General features: G+C 68.0%; 17 protein-coding genes, 1 tRNA gene, 2 pseudogenes and 1 riboswitch. Of the genes and pseudogenes, 13 read left to right on the forward strand and 7 right to left on the reverse strand.

Annotated features, from left to right (window positions below; genetic code table 11):
* Positions 1-84: 84 nt before the first annotated feature.
* From BMX93_RS11720 to BMX93_RS11730, 3 genes and pseudogenes are all read right to left on the reverse strand, one after another.
* A pseudogene (locus tag BMX93_RS11720) lies at positions 85-1,128 on the reverse strand (IS256 family transposase); the annotation flags it as partial.
* Positions 1,129-1,714: 586 nt separating this feature from the next.
* The gene (locus BMX93_RS11725; protein ID WP_091971299.1) at positions 1,715-2,098 is read right to left on the reverse strand and encodes a hypothetical protein; all 384 of its coding nucleotides are present in this window, start codon (positions 2,096-2,098) and stop codon (positions 1,715-1,717) included.
* Positions 2,099-2,108: 10 nt separating this feature from the next.
* On the reverse strand, positions 2,109-2,510 hold the full coding sequence (locus tag BMX93_RS11730) for a hypothetical protein (RefSeq protein ID WP_143052910.1): 402 nt from the start codon (positions 2,508-2,510) through the stop codon (positions 2,109-2,111).
* A gap of 380 nt (positions 2,511-2,890) precedes the next feature.
* Between BMX93_RS11730 and BMX93_RS11735 the strand changes: the two genes are divergently transcribed.
* The 5 genes from BMX93_RS11735 (at position 2,891) to BMX93_RS11755 (ending at position 8,472) form a co-directional block, all read left to right on the forward strand.
* Positions 2,891-3,532, forward strand: a complete 642-nt coding sequence (locus tag BMX93_RS11735) for a TetR/AcrR family transcriptional regulator (protein WP_091971303.1) — start codon at positions 2,891-2,893, stop codon at positions 3,530-3,532.
* Positions 3,532-4,749, forward strand: coding sequence for a M20 metallopeptidase family protein (locus tag BMX93_RS11740; protein ID WP_091971305.1), 1,218 nt, complete (start codon positions 3,532-3,534; stop codon positions 4,747-4,749). The genes BMX93_RS11735 and BMX93_RS11740 overlap by 1 nt, the downstream gene beginning before the upstream one ends.
* Before the next feature lie 37 nt (positions 4,750-4,786).
* Positions 4,787-6,244: a Na+/H+ antiporter NhaC family protein gene (locus BMX93_RS11745; RefSeq protein ID WP_143052911.1), complete on the forward strand. Its 1,458-nt coding sequence runs from the start codon at positions 4,787-4,789 to the stop codon at positions 6,242-6,244.
* Between the two features lie 11 nt (positions 6,245-6,255).
* A complete protein-coding gene (locus BMX93_RS11750) occupies positions 6,256-7,992 on the forward strand; it encodes a CapA family protein (RefSeq protein ID WP_218139334.1) in 1,737 nt (578 codons plus the stop codon).
* 123 nt (positions 7,993-8,115) lie between these two features.
* Positions 8,116-8,472 (forward strand): GntR family transcriptional regulator, encoded by a 357-nt coding sequence (locus BMX93_RS11755; RefSeq protein ID WP_091971306.1) that lies wholly within the window; start codon positions 8,116-8,118, stop codon positions 8,470-8,472.
* A gap of 195 nt (positions 8,473-8,667) precedes the next feature.
* Here the strand turns inward: BMX93_RS11755 and BMX93_RS11760 are convergent.
* A tRNA-Ile gene (locus tag BMX93_RS11760) sits at positions 8,668-8,741 on the reverse strand.
* Between the two features lie 12 nt (positions 8,742-8,753).
* Entirely contained in the window at positions 8,754-9,656 is a 903-nt protein-coding gene (gene otsB / locus BMX93_RS11765) for a trehalose-phosphatase (protein WP_091971308.1), read from the reverse strand.
* Between the two features lie 211 nt (positions 9,657-9,867).
* Between otsB and BMX93_RS11770 the strand changes: the two genes are divergently transcribed.
* On the forward strand, positions 9,868-11,310 hold the full coding sequence (locus tag BMX93_RS11770; protein ID WP_091971327.1) for an alpha,alpha-trehalose-phosphate synthase (UDP-forming): 1,443 nt from the start codon (positions 9,868-9,870) through the stop codon (positions 11,308-11,310).
* Positions 11,311-11,405: 95 nt separating this feature from the next.
* Positions 11,406-11,573: riboswitch (cobalamin riboswitch) on the forward strand.
* Between the two features lie 66 nt (positions 11,574-11,639).
* On the opposite strand, the gene BMX93_RS11775 is transcribed toward BMX93_RS11770, so the two are convergent.
* Positions 11,640-12,221 carry a histidine phosphatase family protein gene (locus BMX93_RS11775; RefSeq protein WP_091971310.1) on the reverse strand — a complete coding sequence of 194 codons (582 nt, stop codon included), beginning with the start codon at positions 12,219-12,221 and terminating at the stop codon, positions 11,640-11,642.
* On the opposite strand from BMX93_RS11775, the gene cbiB reads away from it, so the two are divergent.
* Genes cbiB through BMX93_RS11810 form a run of 7 tightly spaced genes read left to right on the forward strand, consistent with a single transcriptional unit; the run spans position 12,183 to position 20,301 of the window.
* Positions 12,183-13,205, forward strand: a complete 1,023-nt coding sequence (cbiB, locus tag BMX93_RS11780) for an adenosylcobinamide-phosphate synthase CbiB (RefSeq protein WP_091971329.1) — start codon at positions 12,183-12,185, stop codon at positions 13,203-13,205. The genes BMX93_RS11775 and cbiB overlap by 39 nt on opposite strands.
* Positions 13,202-14,653 carry a cobyric acid synthase gene (locus tag BMX93_RS11785; RefSeq protein ID WP_091971312.1) on the forward strand — a complete coding sequence of 484 codons (1,452 nt, stop codon included), beginning with the start codon at positions 13,202-13,204 and terminating at the stop codon, positions 14,651-14,653. Before cbiB ends, BMX93_RS11785 begins: the two co-directional genes overlap by 4 nt.
* Positions 14,650-15,228, forward strand: coding sequence for a cob(I)yrinic acid a,c-diamide adenosyltransferase (cobO, locus tag BMX93_RS11790; protein ID WP_091971314.1), 579 nt, complete (start codon positions 14,650-14,652; stop codon positions 15,226-15,228). Before BMX93_RS11785 ends, cobO begins: the two co-directional genes overlap by 4 nt.
* Positions 15,222-17,810, forward strand: coding sequence for a bifunctional hydrogenobyrinic acid a,c-diamide synthase/histidinol phosphate aminotransferase CobBC (cobBC, locus tag BMX93_RS11795; RefSeq protein WP_091971316.1), 2,589 nt, complete (start codon positions 15,222-15,224; stop codon positions 17,808-17,810). The genes cobO and cobBC overlap by 7 nt, the downstream gene beginning before the upstream one ends.
* A gap of 9 nt (positions 17,811-17,819) precedes the next feature.
* Positions 17,820-18,905 (forward strand): nicotinate-nucleotide--dimethylbenzimidazole phosphoribosyltransferase, encoded by a 1,086-nt coding sequence (gene cobT / locus BMX93_RS11800; RefSeq protein WP_091971318.1) that lies wholly within the window; start codon positions 17,820-17,822, stop codon positions 18,903-18,905.
* The gene (cobU, locus tag BMX93_RS11805) at positions 18,905-19,525 is read left to right on the forward strand and encodes a bifunctional adenosylcobinamide kinase/adenosylcobinamide-phosphate guanylyltransferase (protein WP_091971319.1); all 621 of its coding nucleotides are present in this window, start codon (positions 18,905-18,907) and stop codon (positions 19,523-19,525) included. Before cobT ends, cobU begins: the two co-directional genes overlap by 1 nt.
* Complete coding sequence (locus BMX93_RS11810; RefSeq protein WP_091971320.1) at positions 19,522-20,301, forward strand: adenosylcobinamide-GDP ribazoletransferase; 780 nt, start codon at positions 19,522-19,524, stop codon at positions 20,299-20,301. Before cobU ends, BMX93_RS11810 begins: the two co-directional genes overlap by 4 nt.
* A 17-nt stretch (positions 20,302-20,318) precedes the next feature.
* Here BMX93_RS11810 and BMX93_RS11815 read toward each other — a convergent pair.
* Positions 20,319-21,294, reverse strand: a pseudogene (locus BMX93_RS11815) (glycine dehydrogenase (aminomethyl-transferring)); the annotation flags it as partial.

A 21,294-nucleotide genomic window follows, 5' to 3' on the forward strand; every position in this document is an offset into this window, starting at 1 on the left:
GACAGCGCGCTCACGCAGCGCGGGATCAATCTTCTTCGGCATGACATCTATCCTTCCAACTCACAAGGATGCGGCATCAAACCTGGGGCGCTTCAACCACACCTTCTGCCAGTGCTCGCGGGGCAGCGGTGCGAACCCGGTGAGGTCGGCTTCGGCGGTCTCCAGCATGGCCGCGATCTCGGGGAACGAGTTGCGGAGACTGTCGGTGACAGCCTTGTATTGGGCGAGCACGGCTTCGGGGGTGGTCTGCGCGAAGATCGTGGAGATCAGCGCGTTGACCGGCTTCGAGCGCGCGGACCCGATCTTCTGGGTGACGTTGCGGGCGAAATGCACCCGGCATCTCTGCCAGCCGGCTCCGGGCAGGATCGCCTTTACCGCGGCCTTCAGGCCAGCGTGCGCGTCACTGGTGACCAGGGCGACGCCGAGCGGGCCGGCGTCGGTGGCGACCTTGAGTCCCCGGTCGCGGAGGGAGCGGAGGAACTCGGTCCAGAAGTCCGTGGTCTCCGCGTCCCCGAGCGCCATCCCGAGAATCTCCCGCCTGCCGTCGCCGGAGACGCCGGTGGCCACGACGAGGGCCTGCGAGACCACCCGGCCGCGATGGCGGACGTCGAGGTAGGTGGCGTCCAGGAACAAGTACGGGAACCAGGCGTGGTCGATCCGGCGGTGCAGGAACTCCTGCACCGCCGCGTCGATCTCCCCGCAGATCCGCGACACCGTCGACCTCGAGATGCCGGTGTCATTGCCCAGCACCCGGACCAGCTGGTCGACCTTGCGGGTCGAGACTCCGTCGATCCAGGCCTGGCAGATCACCGCGTAGAGGGCCTTGTCGACCCGGCGACGCGGGTGCAACAGCGACGGGAAGAACGAGCCCTCCCGCAGCTTCGGGATCGCCAGGTCCACCTCCCCGGCCGGTGTCGCGAGCGTCTTCGAGCGGGTCCCGTTACGACGGGTCGTCCGTCCCAGGGAGCGCTCGTAACGGTCTGCGCCGATCTTCGCCGTCGCTTCCGCGTCGACAAGGTCTTGCAGGCCGGCCTGCAGCATCCGCCGGAACACGTCCTGATGGGCGAGGTCGGGGTCGGCGAGGACTTCGCCGATCAGGGTCGTCAGGGCAGACTGGATCTGGGTCATCGTGGGATTCACTTCTTTGCTTCTTGGCGGAAACAATGGTCATCCCACGGTGGCCCGTCATCGTCCACGACGACGAGGACCCCACGGGAATTGACACCACGCTACGGGACTCACCCTGCTCAGGCGTTGCCAGCGCCGACTTGCGTCGGTTTTGTGTCGACTGCTGAAGGAAAGGGCTTCCGGCCGGTCACCCGAGGACTAGCGCGCGTGCGCCTACCGTGCACGCGGAAACGTGAGGCCCGACAATGGTCTCGGCCCTGCTGGGAAGTAAAGGTGACCCCCAATAGAACCGCGAGAGTTGGCGCCAGGATAACAGCTCTCAATAGAGCCCCCACTGGAAAGCGAGAATAAGAGTTGAAGTGGCCTCATCGTAGGTCGACGGCGCCCCCAACTCAGCTAGCCTGGAGAGGCCGGGGCTCCATTGAGGTATTGGCATTGGCGGCATCCTCCCGAGCCGGAGAAGCAGATTCCCCGGCATCCAGCCAGCCTTTGGGTGGCTGGACTATGCTCTCCGGCCCTCCCAGAGGTCTGCTGATGCTCGCATCACCGCCGGGAAGTCATTCGCCATCCTGGCCGGGTGATCCGGTCAGCGCTGATCGGAATTCCGGCCCCTGATCAGCGCCCAGCTGCCGAGGCCAAGGCTGCAGGGGACTTCCACGAGCGCAGCCATGAGCACTGCCTGGCGGCGTTCATGACCGCTTCGCGAGGTAGAGACATCAGCGAGGGCATCCCCCGCGATGACGGTTGCAGCGCCGAGGGCCCAACCCCGTGAGCGGCGTGGTCTGCGGTGGGCCGTGCTCGCGGAGCCGGCCAGGGTCGTGAATTCGATTCCGTCCACGATGAGCCACCTGTTCACATGCTCCGGACGCACACCGCCGTATTCGGGGAAGAAACGCATGATCCCCATCCACCCGGCAAGGCCGGTTGCTGTCACCGCTGCCGCGAGACTCACGAGCTTGGTGGTCTGCATGTCCTCGAGGCTAGGTCGTTGCCCAAGCGATCGCGGGGCGTCCCATCTGGTTGGCGAGCGCGGTGCGCAGCAGGACGACCCCCGCGGGTAGCTCGACGAGCAGTGCGGTGGTCACAGCGAGCAGCACGTCGCCTGTGTCCAGCGAGCTGGCGACGTCAAAGGTGGCATCGCAGAACAACAGTCCGGCGGTGAAGACCGAGGCGAGCAGGAAGAGCCGCGAGTGCCGGCTTGCCGCCACGCTGATCCAAACCAGACCAGCGAATTCCCCCGCATCGAGGGTGAGCCACAGCGGCAGCTGGGCTGCGGTCGTGCCCACCAGAGCTGGACGCAGAGCCATGAGCGTCATCCACATGGCCAGACCGACGGCGGCGCAGCTGGCTGCCCGTCCCATCCATCGACGCGAGATCTCCATGGCTCCAAGACTGCGTGCGACAGTTTCGGGGCCGATGTGTGTTTGCTGTGCGGTTGCTGGGAGATGTTGCCTCAAGGAATCCCCAGGATCAGGAATTGCGCGCCGTTCCGGGGCTCACCCGAGAGGTGACGTGGACTCTGCCCGCACCCGGAGAGCTGCGGCTCGGCCTGCGTTTCGCGCCCACCTTGTCCGCGGACTCTGCCCGCGCTCCGAGGACTGCCGTGCAGACCGGTCGGGTCCGGCACCGGCGTTGCCGGCACCAGGGCCCCGTGATTTCGCCCCGATTCGCAGCTGGCCAGCGGCCCTTCCCTTGCCATCGATTCACGGTTGTGACCGCTCATTAACCTGATTGAAACGAGCCGGGCCGTATCGTAAGTCCTATGACGGAGAGTTCACCTGACATGGTCCCGGTGTCCCACCACCCCGGCCGCAAGGAGCGGACCGGGCGACCCGTCGACGACGAGCTCACCGCCCGCATCCTCGAGGTCGGCACCGAACTGCTCAACCGCAACGGCTTCGCTGCGTTCAACGTGGAGGAGGTCGCCCGCCAGGCCGGGTGCGGCAAGGCGGCGATCTATCGGAGGTACCCCAGAAAGGCGGCGTTAGCTGCCGCGATCATCGAGTCGCATGCCGTCATCGGTGAGCTGCCCAATAGCGGATCGCTGCGGGAAGACCTGCTTGCTCACGCGCTGCAGAACCAGAGCAATCAGGAAGGGTTTGATTTCTCCTCTGGTCACGGCATGCAGGCGATCTTCGAACCCGAGGTGTATCCCCTCGTGCGGGACTCCCTCATCCGGCGACGTCGCGAGCGCGGACGTGCGCTCATCGCCCGCGGCATCGAGCGTGGCGAACTGGGAGCGAACGTCGAGCCCGATATCATCCTCGACACCCTGGCCGGCCTCACCATGTACCGGCAGATGGTGAAAGGCACCCAGATCGACCCTCGGCACTACCTCGACGTCATCGACGCACTGCTCGCGCAGCCGCCGCGCAGCATCGCCGGCGACGAAGGAGAGCACTGATGGTGGCTGTTCCTGACTTCCCGCGTGATGCGCGCGCATTGCTTCCCGGGCTGATCGAGTTGAGACGGGCGATCCATGCCGACCCGGAGACGGGGCTGCTCCTCCCCCGCACCCAGCAGCGGGTCCTCGATGCCCTCACCGGTCTTCGGCTGGAGACGACGGTCGGCACCCAGTTGAGTTCGGTCGTCGCAGTGCTGCGCGGCGCATTGCCCGGCCCGACTGTTCTCCTGCGTGGCGATATGGACGCGCTGCCGATCCCGGAGGAGACCGGGGTGGAATATGCCTCAACGAACGGGGCCATGCATGCCTGCGGGCACGATCTGCACACCTCCGGACTGGTCGGCGCTGCGCGCCTGCTGGCGGCGCGTCGCGAGCAGCTGCATGGTGCCGTGATCTTCATGTTCCAGCCCGGTGAGGAAGGCCATGACGGTGCGCGCCTCATGATTGAGGAGGGCGTGCTGGACGCGGCCGGAGAACGTCCCGTGGCCGCGTACGCGATTCATGTCGCCCCGGGCCCCCGCGGGGTGTTCGCGACCCGGCCCGGCACGGCGACGGCGGGATCGAGCCGGCTCTATGTGACGGTGAAAGGCCGCGGCGGCCATGGCTCCCAGCCTCATCAGACCCTCGACCCGGTGCCGGTGGCCGCGGAGATCGTGCTCGCCTTGCAGAGCTTCGTGACGCGCCGCTTCGACGCCTTCGACCCTGTGGTGCTCTCGGTGACCGAGATGCATGCGGGCACGGGCGCGGTCAACGCGATCCCTGACATCGCACGCCTCGCCGCGACAGTGCGCACCATGTCGGCAGCGTCGCTCGCGACCGTGGAAGAAGAGCTGCCGAAGCTGATTCAAGGCGTCGCACGGGCGTACGGGATGGATGCCGAGGTGGACTTCGAGGTGCTGTATCCCCCCACGATGAACTCGCCCGCGCAGACCGCCACTGCAATGGAGGTGCTTCGAGGAGAGTTCGGAGCGCACCGCGTCCTACAGGCACCGAATCCCACGATGGGAAGCGAGGACTTCGCACACGTCCTCGCAGAGGTACCGGGCACGTTCCTCGGGCTCATGGCCTCACCACCCGATCTGGCCTCCCAGCAGGCCGAGTGGAACCACTCACCACGGGTGATCTTCGACGACGAGGTGCTCGCCGATCAGGCCGCAGCGCTTGCTGCCCTTGCCTTCGCTCGCACCGCGACGCCCGCAACCGAACCACCGGCCTGACGTACTGACACGCTGCCAAGACCCCACGGAGAACCCCATGCGCACCGACACCGCCCCCGTCGCGAACTCCCAACTGTCTGCCCCCCGGCATCGGCCGGCAGACCTTGCCCGAGGCGGGGCGGCCGTTGCCGGTCTCGTTCTCGCGGCGTCGGTCTCACCGCTGGTCCGTGCGGCTGCGGACAGCGGCGGGACAGACCCCGCCAGCCTGTGGGGCCTGCTCCCCATCGGCTTGTACGCGGTGCTCGCGATCTCCGGTATGCGGATCCTTCCCTCGACGCTCGTGGCGATGGCGGGCGGCCTGCTGCTGAACCTTCCCACCCTGCCACAGATCGGCAGCATGGTCGTGAGCTCGCTGACCAACCAGGTGACGCTCATCGGCCTCATCATCGTGCTGGGCGCAGGCGTCGGGGGCGTGCTGCAGGTGAGCGGTGTGGCCCGCAGCATCGTGTCCGGCGTGATCGGCCTGATGGGCAATCGGGGCCGCCGCACGGTCGCGTTGGGGATCATGCTCGCCTGTCTCGTGCTAGTCGCGGCCCTGGGGACGCTCGCCGGCGCCCTGGCGATCGCCGCCCCTTTGCTCATCCCGGTGGCAGCCCGCCTGGGCTACACGCGCACCGCGACCGCAACGCTCATGTTCACCGGGGGGTGCGCAGGGCTGGCTCTGGCACCGTTCGCGGGAAGCAATGTGGCCATCATGGACGCTGCGGAAGTCGGGTACGGCGAGTATCTGCTGTACGGTGCGTTGCCGCTGGCAATGCTGACCCTTCTGATCGGCATCTTCTGGGTGCCTATCGTGCAACGGCGCAGCGCGAGGCGCGGCGACCTCTACACCGCCGCCGAAGCCGCCGAGGTGCCCAGCCCCGTGGGGGGCTCGACAAGAGCCCCCACCGCTGGGTTCCTCGTCCTTCTGGTGATCCTCGTTGTCATCGCCGTCGTCACCGGGGTCGGGATCGTCTTTCCCCTCATTGCGCTGCCTGTGCTGGCCATCGTCACCGGCGTGACCGCGCGGACACCACCGCGTATCTGGTTGCGTGCCGTGGGGAAGGGCATGGGGAGCATGGCGGGCGTGTTCTTGTTGTTCTGGCTGCTGGCTGTGCTGTTCATCATCATCGACCGCCTCCACCCCTTCGACGCGGTCCTGACCCTCCTTGGACCGCACCTGGAAGCGAGTTCTCCGTTTGTCTTCTCGGTGATCGTTGCGCTCATCGGATGGGTCGGGGTACCTGGTGCCACGGCGGCGCAGGTCGTCCTCATCGACCAAGTGTTTGGCCCCCTCGCAGGGCAGATGGGCGTCGGCGCGGCTTCCTGGGTCATCGTGCTGCTGTTCTCATCGAAAGCCGACACCTACGGCCCGTTCCCCAACCCCAACATGGTCAGCTCCATGGGGCTGGCCCACTCGAAGGACCTGCGCGCGATGCTGCTCACCGGCTGGGTGCTCCTGGTCCCGGTTGCCCTCATGTACCTGATGATCCTGCTCGTCGAGACGACGTCCTGAAAGGAACCGCTGTGAAGATCACCCCCGACGATATGGCCGGTGCCGCCACATTGAATGCCGCTCTTGCCCGGTGCATCTCCGAGCACGAACGCGAGATCGCCGACACGCTTCGTCGGGTGTCCAGCGGGGACCTCGCCATGGTGGAGACGGCCAGCGATGCGGAGAAGGAACTGGTCCGTGCGCTGTGTCGGTGGATGGCGGGTATCGGACCGGTGAAGGCCTGGACGATCATCTCCGCCGCCGTGAGCGCCGCGCTCACCGAGTACCGCCAGGGTGCAGATCCCGCCGCCCTCCTGGCCGTGGCGGCTCGCGTCGCCCATGACGAGATCAACATCCCCGATCCCGGATACAGCTACTCCCCGTCCCTCACCGATATCCAGCGATATCTGCAGGAGCTCGTGTCGCAGGAGCCGCATGGCATCGTGGGTGTTGCCGTCCTCGCACTCAGCTACATCTGCTACGACCAGTTCCACTTCCCGCAACCGGAGACCGACGTCTACGACATCGCCAACAGCACCTTCGACAAGCTGAAGTGGCTGTACCGGTACTGGTACAACCAGCTCGAAGTCGCCGAGCACGGATCGGGCCTCGAAGAGTTCTTCCGCAGCCAGGTGCTCGTGAACTCCTTGAGCATCGACTCCAACGCGGTGGAATCCGTGCAACGCGTCTCGCTCTCGTGCGCGGGTGACCTCCTTGCCGTCGACGCGCTGCTCACCGGCGACACCGAGCACCTCTTCGACGGCATCGTCGACTTCTACCGCCGTGCGGACATCGTCAGCGCGAACCTCGAGTGCACTGTCGACAAGAATGCACCCGCAGGCCGCACGAAAGACCCCGGCAAGCCGTACCGGATGAACACCACTGCGCAGATGTTCCAGAAGTTCCGCGACGACGCCGGCATCACCTACTTCAGCACCGCCACAAACCATGCCAACGACTGGGGCACCGACGGCATTCTCGCCACACTGGACGTGCTGAACACCTCCGGCGCCGAGCATTCCGGGACCGCGGCTACCGAAACCGAACGGCAGCGCATCACCATCGTCGACACGAACGGCATCAAAGTCGCTCTCCTCGCCTACACCTTCGACCTCAACGGGCGGGCGCTGCCCGCCGATATGGCTTACCTGGCCAACGAGGTGCGCTTCAACGACGCGAACCCCGCCCCCGACTACTCACTCATCGAGCAGCAGGTCGCCGACGCGCGGCGACAGGGAGCGGAGTTCATCGTCGCGTACTGCCACTGGGGTTGGGAGTTCGAGATGTACCCCCATGTCAACATCGTCGACGTCGCGCACGAAGTCGTCGCCCTCGGCGTTGACGTGATCCTCGGAAACCACCCGCACGTCAGCCAACCCGCGCAGGTCATCAGCCGGGGACCAGACCAGCCGAACGCCCTCGTCATCTACGCCTTAGGCGACTTCGTGAGCTACCACCCGTACAGCCGCAACTCCAAGCTCGCCTACATGGTGAAGTTCGACATCGCCAAGGTCACCACCGCGGCCCGCTCCTACGTCTCCTGGGACAATCTGCAGGCCACCCCGATCTACCTCGTGAACGAAGCGCTTGGCGGCAGCGACTACAACTGCCGGATCCTCCCCTTCGACGACGTCCTCGCCGATCCCGACGCACACGGGCTCACCGAACGCGAGAAATCCGAACTCCCCCACCTCCACAATGTGGTCTGGGAGCAGATCCTCAGCCCACTCGCACACATTCCCGATGGAGGCTGGTCGACGAAGAAGTGAGTGAGGGCGTCAGCCGGTCGCCCTCACGGTCCACGAGTCGCCGCACCACGGCCCCCGACAAGCCCTCCCGCAGCGCCCACCGACGAAAACCACGCCTGCGTTCGCCCCGCTCGTGCCGCTGGGATGCTCACCTGGGTCAGTAAGGTGCGCCACTGCTTCCGGACCCTCGGGTTCCATTCGGCAGGGCAGAAGCTGCCCTCGGTCCGTCAACTCGCCAAGGATCTACAGGTCGCCGCCGGGACGGTCATGCGCGCGTATACCGAGCTGGAAGCGGACGGGCTCATCGAGACCCGTCCGGGAAGCACGGCACGCGTCCGAGCCGGTCATGAGTTACCCGAGGCCGTTCGCAATCCAGTCTGCGCACTGATCGCAACCGCGCACCAGCAGGGCATGAGCATGTCCGACACGATTGATGCGGTTCAAGCCCTCTGGACAGAAGAAAGCGAAAACCCATCCCTCATGGCTCACGCCGTCACATAGCGAGTCTGCTCGCGCTCGCCGCCGCCATCGACCTCCCCATGTTGAAGCGGCACCGAGACCGCCTTCGCACAGGCCTCGCGGAGCCATTCGCGACGATCTTCCGCGAAGCACACGACAGCGGCGACGAAGGCAAGGAAGCCTCACGGGAACACACCACATCCTTCGATGTCGCGTGTTCCCGTCAGGCACTTTGGGTGGGGCGTGTGGGGCTCGAACCCACGACCCAGGGATTATGAGTCCCCTGCTCTGACCTGCTGAGCTAACGCCCCGGCTGGCCCACCTTAGCGAGCATCACCCCGCTCGGACGAACCCACAGCACGAGTCGCCCGGTCCAGGATCCGCAGCCACGCGACGATCCCCGCTGGACCCTGGCACAAGACATCGGCATGCTCGTCGAGCTCCCTGACCTCCTCGGAGGCCGACACCACTCTCGCCCCGGCACGGCCCTGCGCCTGCCATGCCTCGATCGCTGCGAATGCCGGGAGATCACCGAGATCATCACCGCAGAACGCCATCGCCTGCGGCCTCTCCCGATCCAGCAGGGCTCCCACGACATCGCCCTTGTCGATCGAATCGGCCCGCAGCTCGATGACATTGCGCCCGAGATCGGCCGCCAGACCGAGCTCATCGGCCAGGGCGCGCACCTGCGGCGCGAGCAGCTCCAGCGCTGCACCCGGCTCGGCGGCCCGCCGAGTGTGCACAACCAGAGCAAGTCCCTTGTCCTCCACCACGACACCGGCGGCGACGGGGTCCCGGTGAGCTGCCTCGGCGAGCAGTCCCTCGAGCTCCACGCGGGCTCGACCGATGGCCGGCGGCGGCGCCGGTACCTCGAGATGACCAGTGGCGCCGTCCCAGATCTCTTGACCGTACTGGCCGCGGATCTGCAGATGCCGCGTGTCCGGCAGTGCCGCGAAACCGCCCAGATCCAGCACCACCTGGGCCGGACGCCCCGTGACAATCGCCACCGAACCGAGGCGAGGAAGTAGTGAGGCGAGAACCTCGAGTACCCCGGGCTGTGGCCTGGCATCCTGAGGCCTGGGAACAATGGGCGCCAAGGTGCCGTCATAGTCAAGACAAAGCAGTGCATCACCGGGACGATGCACGATCTGCTCGGTGGCATTTCTTCCGGCAAGAGTGCGGAATGTCACGAGATCGGATATCTGCTCAAGGTCCAAGCTGGCCATGTACCCACCTTGCCAGATGCCCGAACCTCTCCGGAGGACGAAACTGGCTGTCAGCGCAAACAGCCGGCCGTTCGTCGAGGATTGGTAGCCTCAAGGCCAGGACACGCCAGCCAAGGGGACCATTGTCGTGACGATCAACGAAACCGAAGCACCGACATCCATTGCGCACACATCGACCGCACCAGACGCAGCCACGCAGGCCAGCGGGACATTGTCGGCAGGCGCGCGTCCGGCCGCAGGGACCCCCGGATCGCCGCGCTCGGCCGACTTCGTGGTCGTGGCCAACCGGCTGCCGGTGGACCGCAAGAAGAACAAGGACGGCAGCCAGGGCTGGAAGACCTCCCCAGGCGGGCTCGTGACGGCCCTCAAACCCGTCGTACAGGCTCATGGCGGTGCCTGGATCGGGTGGGGTGGCTCCGCCGACGAGCACATCGATCCGTTCACCTTCGATGGCCATGGCGTGGTCCCCGTCGACCTGTCGAGCGATGAGGTGGCCGAATACTACGAGGGCATGTCGAACACCACTTTCTGGCCGCTCTACCACGACTGCGTGGAGCACCCTGAGTACCACCGGGAATGGTGGGAGACATATCTGGAGATCAACGAGCGGTTCGCCCGTGCCGCCGCCGAGATCGCCTCCCCCGGAGCCACTGTATGGGTTCAGGACTACCAGCTCCAGAATGTGCCCGCCCTGCTGCGCAGCATGCGTCCCGATCTGAAAATCGGATTCTTCCTGCACATCCCCTTCCCGCCGATCGAGTTGTTCATGCAGCTGCCGTGGCGCTTCCAGGTGATCGATGGCCTTCTCGGTGCCGACATCGTCGGTTTCCAGGAGCCAGGGTCCGCCCATAATTTCGTGCGCCTGGGACGCCGGCTCGGCGGCCTGCGCACCTACCGCGACAAGTTGTTCACCACCGACGGCCGTACCGTCACCGCCAAGGCGTACCCGATCTCCATCGACTCCCAGGAACTGCTCGACCTGTCGCGCACCCCTGAGGCCCGCGAAATCGCCCGTCAGCTGCGCGACGACCTCGGCAATCCCGAGAGGATATTCCTCGGCGTCGATCGGCTGGATTACACAAAGGGGCTGCGACACCGCGTGCAGGCGTTCGGGGAGCTGTTCACATCGGGGCAGCTCGACCCCCTCAACAATGTCTATCTGCAGGTGGCCACGCCGACCCGCGAAGGAGTTCGGCGTTACCAGATCCTGCATCGCGATATCGACGAAATGGTCGGTCGCATCAATTCCCAGTCCGGCCGCATCGGACGCACTCCGATCCAGTATCGCTATTCCAGCTATCCCAAGCTCGCGCTCGCAGCAATGTACCGGGCAGCCGATGTCATGGTGGTGAGTCCGCTGCGCGACGGTATGAATCTGGTCGCGAAGGAATACGTGGCGGCGCATGACTCCGATGACGGGGCCCTGGTGCTCAGCGAATTCGCCGGTGCCGCGCTGGAACTCACGCAGGCCTATATGGTCAATCCCTACGATGTGAATGGCATGAAGAACCAGATCCTGCGCGCGGCCGGCGACAGTCACGCCAACCACGCCCGGCGGATGCGCGCGATGCGCAAGCAGGTCTTCAAGCACGACATCGAGGCGTGGGCCGGATCGTTCCTGTCCGATCTGGGCTCGGTGCCCGACCCACAGTGAGCCCTCGGCTCCTGCACCGGCACCGGCGCCGATCGGCTGGCGACCCGGCCGGCCGGCCCTTCGGTCCACCACCTGCGACGCGATCCTCATCGATGTACTAGTGTCGCCACGTCGGTCCACACGATCGGCCAGTGGTTCCAGCGAAGCCGGTGAGAATCCGGAACTGTCCCGCAACGGTGATGGGGTGCACACCCCGAGTCCGGTCGCCTGGGGTCACCACGACAACTCGGCCCGCGGTGGACGGCCGGAGTCCCCCGACTCCGCGCGCCCGGGCATGGGGCGAAGGGCGGGAAACGGTGGCATGGACACGACCGGGCACAGTCCGGCGCTCACAGCGGCAGGGTCTGCCCGAGGCGCCATCGCAGGAACCGGACCTCACCGTGCGACAGGCGCGCGTCCCAGTCGACATGGCGGTGCCCGCGCCCGCACAGCATCGAGGCCATGGCGCACAGCACATCTCCATGGCTCACGACGATGACACGCCGGGCAGGTCGGGCCGCCAGCAGGCCGCAGAACGCACGGAGCCTGCGGTAGACGTCGGCCACGCTCTCACCGCCACCCCACCCCACCTCGCTGATGTCGAGCCCGGGCGGGGTAGGTTCGGTGGCCAGCTGCCCGCGGCTCAGGCCATCGAGCCGTCCGTGATCCTGCTCACGCAGCCTGCTGGTCGTGACGACGGGCAGCCCGCAGCTCACTGCGATCTCGGCCGCAGTCTGACGGGCCCGCACCATGTCACTGCTCCACAGCGCCTCACCGCCCCATCCCGCGAGGATGCTGGCGGCCGCACGCGCCTGCGTGTGACCCAGGGCGGTGAGCGCGGGGGTCATCTCGTGGCCCAGCACCCGCTCCCCCAGGTTCCCGGTGGATTCGCCATGACGCACCAGCGCGCATTCCACGACAGCCTCGGGCATGCCGCAAGCCTAGTGTCCCGCTGCCTGCTCCCGCCTCGGCTCACCAGGGGTGTCGGCCTGGCGGTCGCTGCCCTGGCTGACCAACTCATCCCCGATCCACCCAATGCGCTGCATCCGGTGGCCTGGTTCGGCCGCTGGGCTGGCTGGCTGGAGGCCAGGATGTGGGCCGACTCGCGGGCACGCGGTGTGCTGTTCACCGCCGTCGCGCTCACTCCGCTCGCTGCCCTGGGGGCCGGCCTGGAGATGCTCACCCGCCGTCATCCGCTCGCGCACCTCACCGCGACAGCCGTGGCCGGCTGGGTGGTGCTCGGTGCTGGCTCCCTGGAGCGGGAGGGTGCTGCGATGGCCGGGCATCTGGAGCGTGGCGAGCTGCCCGCTGCCAGGACACGCCTCGGCCATCTGTGCGGGCGGCTGGCCGAGGATCTGGACGAACCTGAGCTGGCACGGGCCGCGGTGGAATCGATGGCGGAGAACACCGCAGACTCCGCCATCGCGTCGCTGTGGTGGGGAAGCATCGCCGGTATCCCAGGTCTGCTCGTGCACCGGGGCGCCAACACCCTCGATGCGATGGTGGGCCACCGCAACGCCCGATATGCCCACTTCGGCACGGCCTCGGCGCGTCTGGACGATCTGCTCGACCTCGCCCCCGCCCGGCTCACCGCGGCCCTCGCAGCCCTGGTTTCCCCCGTTGTCCACGGGCACCCCGGGCAGGTCGCCCGAATCGTCGCGCGCGACGCCCATGCGCATCCCTCCCCCAATGGCGGCTGGTGCGAGGCCGCCTGGGCAGGGGCGCTGGGCGTGCAACTGGGCGGGCACAATGTGTACCCCGGAGGCATCGCGGAGGACCGGGGTCTGCTCGGTGACGGCCCGCGTCCCCGGGCGGGCGAGCTGCGGCGCGCCGCCCGGCTGGTGCGCTGGGTGACCCTCGCCGCGGCTGCCCTGGCGCTGGGAGCCGGGGCCCTCACCGCGAGGAGCGGGCGATGAGCGGTCTGCTCGTCGCGGGTACGAGCTCGGATGCCGGAAAATCGGCTCTCGTCACCGGCCTGTGCCGGGCGCTGGCAAGGCGCGGCGTCGACGTGGTGCCGTTCAAGGCGCAGAACATGTCGAACAATTCCATGGTCTGTCCCGACGGCGCCGAGATCGGGCGAGCCCAGTATGTGCAGGCCACCGCGGCCGGAGTCGTCCCTCACGCGCTCATGAATCCCGTGCTGCTCAAGCCGGGTACCGATCGTCGCAGCTTCATCGTGCTCATGGGTGAGCCCGCCGGCGAGCTGGAGGCCGGCGAATATGCGACGGGACGCCGAGAGCTGGCACGGGTCGCCTTCGAGTCCTACGCCGATCTGGCGGCCCACCACGAACTGGTGATCTGCGAGGGGGCCGGCTCGCCCGCGGAAATCAACCTGCGTCGCGGGGACTACGTGAACATGGGCCTGGCCAGGCACTTCGACCTTCCCACGATCCTCATCGGCGACATCGACCGCGGCGGCGTGCTCGCCGGGCTCTACGGTACCTGGGCGCTGCTCGACCAGGCCGATCGGGCGTTGCTGCGCGGCTATGTCATCAACAAGTTCCGCGGCGACCGGGCCCTGCTCGACCCGGGCCTGCAGGAGATCACGAGGCGCACGCAGATGCCGTGCCTGGGAGTCCTGCCCTGGCTCCCCGGTGTGTGGATCGATGGGGAAGATGCCCTCCAGGTGGACCGCTGGCGCCGCGATCTGCCGGTTGGCGACGACCCACTGCGGGTGGCCGTCGTCGACCTGCCGCGCATCTCCAATGCCACCGACGTCGATGCCCTGGCCGGTGAGCCCGGACTCGATGTCGAGGTGACCGACAGCCCGGCGGTGTGCGAGCAGGCCGATCTCGTGGTGCTGCCCGGCAGCAGATCCACCGTCGATGACCTGGCCTGGCTGCACGCCCGCGGCATCGCTGAGGTGCTCGTGCGACGCCATGGCCTGCGCCGCCCGATCCTGGGCATCTGCGGAGGATACGAGATGCTGGCCGAGCAGTTGGACGACGAGGTGGAGTCACGGGCCGGGACAGTGCCCGGACTCGGGATACTGCCTGTGGAGGTGCGGTTCGCCAAGGCGAAGACCACGCGGGTGGCCAGCTATCGCTTCGAGCAGCGGGACGTGCACGGCTATGAGATCCACCATGGCGTCTGCGAGGTCCACGGCGGCGAGCCCTTCCTCGACGGCGTGAGGGTCGGCCAGACCTATGGCACGATGCTGCACGCCAGCATGGAGAACGACGGCTTCCGGCGCCTGTTCCTGCAGCGGATCGCCGCCGCCACCCATCGCGCCTGGCGTCCCCAGGCGGGTGCACCAGGCCATGCAGCACGCCGGGAGGCCATGATCGACACGCTCGCCGAGGCCGTCGAGGAGCACCTCGACGTCGATGCCCTCCTCGGTCTCGCGGCAGGAGGTTCCCGATGAGCCCCACCACCGGACAGCTGCGCCACAAGCCACGGCTCATCGTCCACACCGGAGATGGCAAGGGAAAATCGACTGCGGCCTTCGGGCTCGGGCTCCGCGGCTGGGCCCAGGGATGGTCCATCGGGGTCTTCCAGTTCATCAAGTCCGGCAAGTGGCGCACCGGGGAGCGGCTCGCCTTCGAACAGCTCGCCGCCGCGCATGACGCCACTGGCGTGGGCGGCCCTGTGGAGTGGCAGTGCTTCGGCCCCGGATGGACGTGGCTGCGTTCGAACAATGGCGTCGACCAGCAATCGATGGCCCGGGAGGGCTGGGAGTATGTCAGCGAACAGCTCAGGACCTGCACCCACGGCCTGTACATCCTCGACGAGTTCGCCCACGTGATCGCCAAGGGCTGGCTCGACGTGGACGAGGTCGTGTCCACGCTCACCGCGCGTCCCGGCACCCAGCATGTGGTCATCACCGGCCGCAATGCCCCTCGGGAGATCATCGCTGCGGCCGACCTCGTCACCTCCATGACCAAGCTCAAACACCCCTTCGACCTCGGGGAGCGCGGCCAGGCAGGGATCGAATGGTGACGGCGGCGCCCATGCCGCGGATCGTCGTGGCGGCCCCGGAATCGGGCCAGGGCAAGACAACGGTGGCGATCGGCCTCATGGCGGCGCTGGCTCGCCGCGGGCTGGCGGTAGCCGGCTTCAAGGTGGGACCGGACTACATAGACCCGGGCTATCACGCGCTCGCCTGCGGGCGTCCCGGACGAAACCTCGACCCCTATCTGTGCGGCCCCGAGCGCATCGCGCCGCTGTTCCTCCATGGAGCCATGTCACCGGGGCCAGCCGGGATCTCGATCATCGAGGGCGTCATGGGATTGTTCGACGGGAAGCTCGGCGCCTGGCCCGATGGCTCCCAGGATCTCGCCGGTTTCGGTTCGACCGCGCATGTGGCCAGACTCCTCGACGCCCCGGTGCTGCTCGTCGTGGACGCCTCCCGCGGCTCTCGGACCGCCGCTGCGGTTTGTCACGGGCTGGCCAGCTATGACCGCCGGATCCGGGTGGCCGGCGTGGTGATCAACCGCGTGATGAGCCCGCGGGTGGCAGACGAGATCGCCCGGGGATGCCGCGCAGTGAACCTGCCGGTGCTGGGCGTCATCCCCCCCGATGAGGCCGTCTCGGTGGGTTCACGTCACCTCGGCCTGGTCACCGCCGCCGAATCCGATGACGCGAGGCGGGTTGTCCGCCACGCCGGCGAGCTCATCGGCGCGCACGTCGATCTCGACGCGGTGCTGCAGCTCGCCCAGGGCGCTCCGCAGATGTCGGGCGAGTCCTGGGACCCGGCACGCGAGGTGCACGGTTCCGGATCTGGCGCCGTCATCGCCATGGCAGGCGGCCCGGCCTTCACCTTCCGCTATACGGAGACCGAGGAACTGCTCCGTGCCGCAGGGGCCCGGGTGGAGTCCTTCGATCCCTTGTCGGACGACCATCTGCCGCCCGGCACCGCCGGACTCTATCTGGGAGGTGGCTTCCCCGAGGAGCATGCCGAGTCGCTGGCGGGAAATGAGTGCCTGCGCGAGGAAATCCGACGCAGCTGCGCTGCGGGGATGCCGACCTACGCGGAGTGCGCCGGCCTGCTCTATCTGTGCCGCAGCCTGGACGGCCTGGCGATGGCGGGCGTCGTCGATCTGGACGCAAGGATGTCGCCTCGCCTGACGATCGGCTACCACGAGGCACAGGCAGCCCACGAGAGCTTCCTGCTGCGCCGCGGCGAAGTGCTGCGCGCTCACGAGTTCCATCGCACGCTCACCGAAGGAGATGGCGCCCCTCCACGGGCCGCGTGGACGCTCGGAGAACGCACCGAGGGCGTGCTCCAGGGCCCTGCAGGAACGGACCCGGCTTTCCTGGTGGCCAGCTACCAGCACACGCACTGGGCCAGTGCTCCTCATCTGGCCGAGCGGTTCGTCGCGGCAGCGGCCCGGTTCGCCGAGCGCCACACCGGGGCCGGGAGCGCACCAGCCCAGCGCGAGGTGGACCCGCAGGCAGGCGCCGGCCCTGCGCAGCGGGGTGAGGGCCTGCCCTCTCGGGTTGACCTTCGTCACCACGGCGACCGAGATGTGCGTCCGGGCCTGGTGGATCTCGCAGTCAACGTGCACGCGCAGCGCCCGCCAGCCTGGCTGCACGCCGAGTTGATCGCCCGTGCGGGCGGCTGGGCACGCTACCCGGACGCTACGGCAGCGCAGCAGGCCATCGCCGCCCGTCACGGCGTGAGGCCCGAGCAGGTGCTCGTCACGGCAGGCTCCTCCCAGGCATTCTGGCTCTTGGCACGGGCGGTGCATCCTCGCTGGGCGCTCGTGGTGCACCCTCAATTCACCGAGCCCGAGGTGGCCCTTCGCGCCGCAGGGCACCAGCTGGGCCGGCTCATCCTGCGCCCCGAGGAGGGCTTCACCCTCGATCCGGCACGAGTGGACGAGCGGGCCGAGCTGGTGGTCATCGGCAATCCGACCAATCCCACCGGCGTGCTCCATCCGGCCCGCACGCTGCGAAGCCTGCTGCGCGAGAGGCGCGTGCTCGTCGTCGACGAGGCGTTCATGGACGCCGTCCCGGGCGAGCCGGACAGCCTCATCGGCGGTGAGATGCGCGGCCTGCTGGTGCTGCGCTCCCTGACCAAGACATGGAGCATCCCCGGTCTTCGAGCCGGATATGTCGTGGGCGACGCGCAGATGATCGCCCGGCTGGCTGCTCAGCAACCCGGATGGCCGGTGGGTGCCCCAGCGCTCGATGCCATCGAGCTGACCGCCACCCCGCGAGCCCTCGCCGAATCCGCGGCCCAGGCCGAACAAATCGGCACCAACCGCGACCACTTCGTCGCCGCGCTGGCCCGGGCGGGTGTTCATGTGGCCGCCGACTCGCGCGCACCCTTCGTGCTGGTCGACCTGCGCCGGTATCCGCCACCGACGGTGCGCAGCGGGCTGCGGGATGCGGGATATGCCGTGCGCGGCGGGGAGAGCTTCCCTGGGCTCGGCCCGGGGTGGTTGCGCCTGGCGGTGAGAGCTGTCCCGGTGGGCATGGCATTCGCCCAGGCCCTGCGCCACATCCTTGACCTGGCCGGCGCACCCGAGCCGGGCACAGATTCGTCCGGCTCGACCGGTGAGCAGCACACACAGTGAGGAATCCACATGACATCTGAGCAACTGACATCCGAGCAACTCCTGGATCGCACCATTGCAGCAATCGAACCCGTCTCGGCGCAGGTACGCGCCGAGGCCGAGGACTTCCAGCTGGGCCTCACCAAGCCGCCGCATTCACTGGGCGAACTGGAGGATCTCGGGGTACGGCTGTGCGCGATCGCCGGCGAATGCCCCCCGCCGCTGCCAGCGCCAGCCTTCGTCGCAGTCTTCGCCGGCGATCATGGCGTCCAAGACCATCGCGTGTCTCCCTGGCCGCAGGCGATCACCTACGAGATGGGCGCGAACATGGCGGCCGGCGGTGCCGCGGTGAGCGTGCTGTCACGCCACGCCGGCGCGGACCTGACGGTGTACAACGTCGGTGCGCTCACCGACCTGCCCGAGGGCCCGCACATCGTGAACTGCGCCCTGGCCCGCGGCACCGCCGATCTCTCCCAGGGCCCGGCAATGACCCGCGAGCAGACGCTGGATGCGCTCGGCATCGGCATCACGGCAGCCGCGGAGGCAGCGGCGAGCGGGCACAAGGCCATCGTCCCGGGCGAACTCGGCATTGCGAACACCACGCCGGCCGCCGCACTCATCGCGGCCTACACCGGCGCGGACGTCGAGCTGGTCACCGGTCGCGGATCAGGCGCTGACGACGAGATGCTGGCCCGCAAGGTCGCCGCAATCCGGTCGGGTCTCGCCGTGAACCAGGTGGATCAGCTCGACGCGCTCGGCGTGCTCGCCGCCGTGGGGGGCTTCGAGCATGCCGCAATGGCCGGCTCCATGCTCGGCGGTGCCGCGGCCGGATTGCCCGTCGTCATCGACGGGGTCATCGCGGCATCGGCGGCGCTGGCGGCGGTGCGGCTATGCCCCAACGCGCAGGGCTATCTGTTCGCCGGGCACCGCGGTGCCGAGCCGGGCATAGGCGTGGCACTCGAGGCTCTGGAACTGTCTGCGATCCTGCAGCTCGGCATGTGCCTGGGCGAGGGCTCCGGCGCCGTGACCGCATTGCCGGTGCTCGTGGCGGCCGCGAAGATCATGCGCGAGATGGCGACCTTCGAGTCGGCCGGGGTCAGCTCGGAGCACGACTGATGCCCCAGCTGCGCATCGACATTCCCGACGACCCGCAGGCGTGGGCACTCGTCGAGCGGCTGCGCGAACTCGGAGCCCGCCCGGCGCCCGCGCAGCGGACGCTGGTGACCGGTGGAGCCCGCAGCGGCAAGTCGAGCCGCGCAGAACAGCTGCTGGCATCCCATGACGCGGTCGACTACGTGGCCACCTCGGCCCGCAACGAGCACGATCCGGAATGGATGGCGCGGATCGCCGCGCACAGAGCCCGGCGGCCGGACAGCTGGCGGACCCTGGAAACCCTCGATATCGCCGATGTGCTCGCGACGCCCGGGCCGCCGGTGCTGGTGGACTGCCTGGGGGTGTGGCTCACCCGGGTCCTCGACAAGACGGGTTTCTGGGACGACCCCGGCAAGGCCGCACAACCAGTCGATGAGCGGATCGGAGAACTGGTGAGGGCAGTTGCCTCCACCACTCGCCGTGTGGTGCTCGTGACCAACGAGGTGGGATGCGGTGTAGTACCCGCCACCGAGTCAGGACGCGCCTTCCGCGACCGGATCGGAATCCTCAATGCCAGCGTCGCCGATGTCTGCGACGAAGTGCTGCTGTGCGTCGCCGGGCGTGCAGTGAGTCTGCCACGATGAGCCGGACAGGAGGTCTCGTCGCCGCATGGGGACTGTTCACTGTGCTCCCGGCACCGGCGGTCGACGAGATCACTGCGGATCTGGCCCGGCGGGCGATCCGTTCGATGCCCCTTGTCGGACTGGGCCTAGGGGTCCTGGCGGGGGCCGCGGCCAGCCTCGTTGAGGTGCTGGGGGCAGGTCAGCCGCTGGCGCTGGCAGCTGGCCTGGCCGTGCTCGCAATGGCGACGGGCTGCCTTCACCTGGACGGGCTGGCCGACACCGCGGACGGGCTTGGCTCGCGCAAGCCTGCCGAACAGGCCCTGTCCATCATGAAGCAGTCGGATATCGGGCCGATGGGCGTGACAGCGATCATCCTCGTCCTGGCCCTGGAAATCGCCGCGGGTGCCTCGCCGCATCTGGGCGGCTGGCGAGGAGTTTGGCTGCTCGTGACGATGCCGATGGTGGCCCGAGTTGCCGCCGTCGCCGCCACCGGACGCTGGGTCCCCTGTGCCCGCAAGGGCGGATTCGGAGCGCTGTTCGCCGGGCTGACCAGCCGCGTCACCCTCGCGGCGAGCATGCTCGCCGTGATCCTCGCCTGCGCGGGCAGCGGCTATCTGCTCTTCGGCTGGCGCAGCGCGGCCGCTGCTTTCCTCGCATGTCTGGCGGCATGGGCAGTCGAGATGCTGTGGCAGCGCCACATTCTCGCACGGCTGCACGGTCTGACCGGTGACACCTTCGGTTCGCTCATCGAGATGACCGGCCTGGTCTACGTCCTGGTGCTGGCCATGGTGGCGTGAGCGCAAGGAGCCGCCGGTCATTCCGGCTCGTCGCCGTGGAGTGATGGCCAGGTGCACTGCACGTGACGATCTCCCCAGGCGGCGTCGACGCGCGCCACCGCCGGCCAGTACTTGTCCCCACCGCCCCCTGCAGTGCGGTCCTGGCTGCGTCCGGCGGGGAAGCCGGCCAGGCTGCGCGAGTACGGATGCGTCCACTCGTCGGCGCTCACCTGGGCCAGCGTGTGTGGAGCGTTCACCAAGGGGTTGTCCTGGGCGGGCCAGTGGCCGCGGCGCACGGCCTCGATCTCGCCGCGGATGTCGAGCATCGCCTCACAGAAACGATCGAGCTCGGCGCGGTCCTCGCTCTCGGTGGGCTCGACCATGAGTGTGCCTGGCACCGGGAAGCTCATGGTCGGGGCATGGAAACCGTAGTCGATGAGACGTTTGGCGATGTCCTCGACGGTGACGCCGGAACTCTTGGTGATCTCGCGGCAGTCGAGGATGCACTCGTGGGCCACCAGCCCGTGCTCCCCCGAGTACAGCACCGGATAGGCGTCGCGCAGCCGGTGGGCGACATAGTTCGCGTTGAGCAGCGCCACCTGCGACGCGCGGCGCAGCCCCGCGGGCCCCATGAGCGCGATATAGGCGTAGCTGATCGGCAGCGCTCCGGCCGAGCCATAGGGCGCACCGGCCACGGTCCGGCCCGGTTCGATCCGGGGGTCCGGCAGGTCGACGACGGGGTGGGCGGGCAGGAAGGGAACCAGGTGCTCGGCCACCATGACCGGCCCCACCCCAGGGCCACCTCCACCGTGCGGGATGGCGAAGGTCTTGTGCAAGTTGAGATGGGAGACGTCCCCGCCGAAGCGTCCGGGTTGCGCGAGCCCGACCAGGGCATTGAGGTTGGCGCCATCGACATAGAGGCTCTTCCCAGATGAGGGTGTAGGCGACGCAGCAGCCGTGGTGGGAGGGCGCGGCGCGTCGGTGCCCGGATAGTGGCCGAGGCCTTCCGAGGAT

The sequence above is a fragment of the Propionibacterium cyclohexanicum genome, from assembly GCF_900111365.1.
Classification (GTDB): domain Bacteria; phylum Actinomycetota; class Actinomycetes; order Propionibacteriales; family Propionibacteriaceae; genus Propionibacterium; species Propionibacterium cyclohexanicum.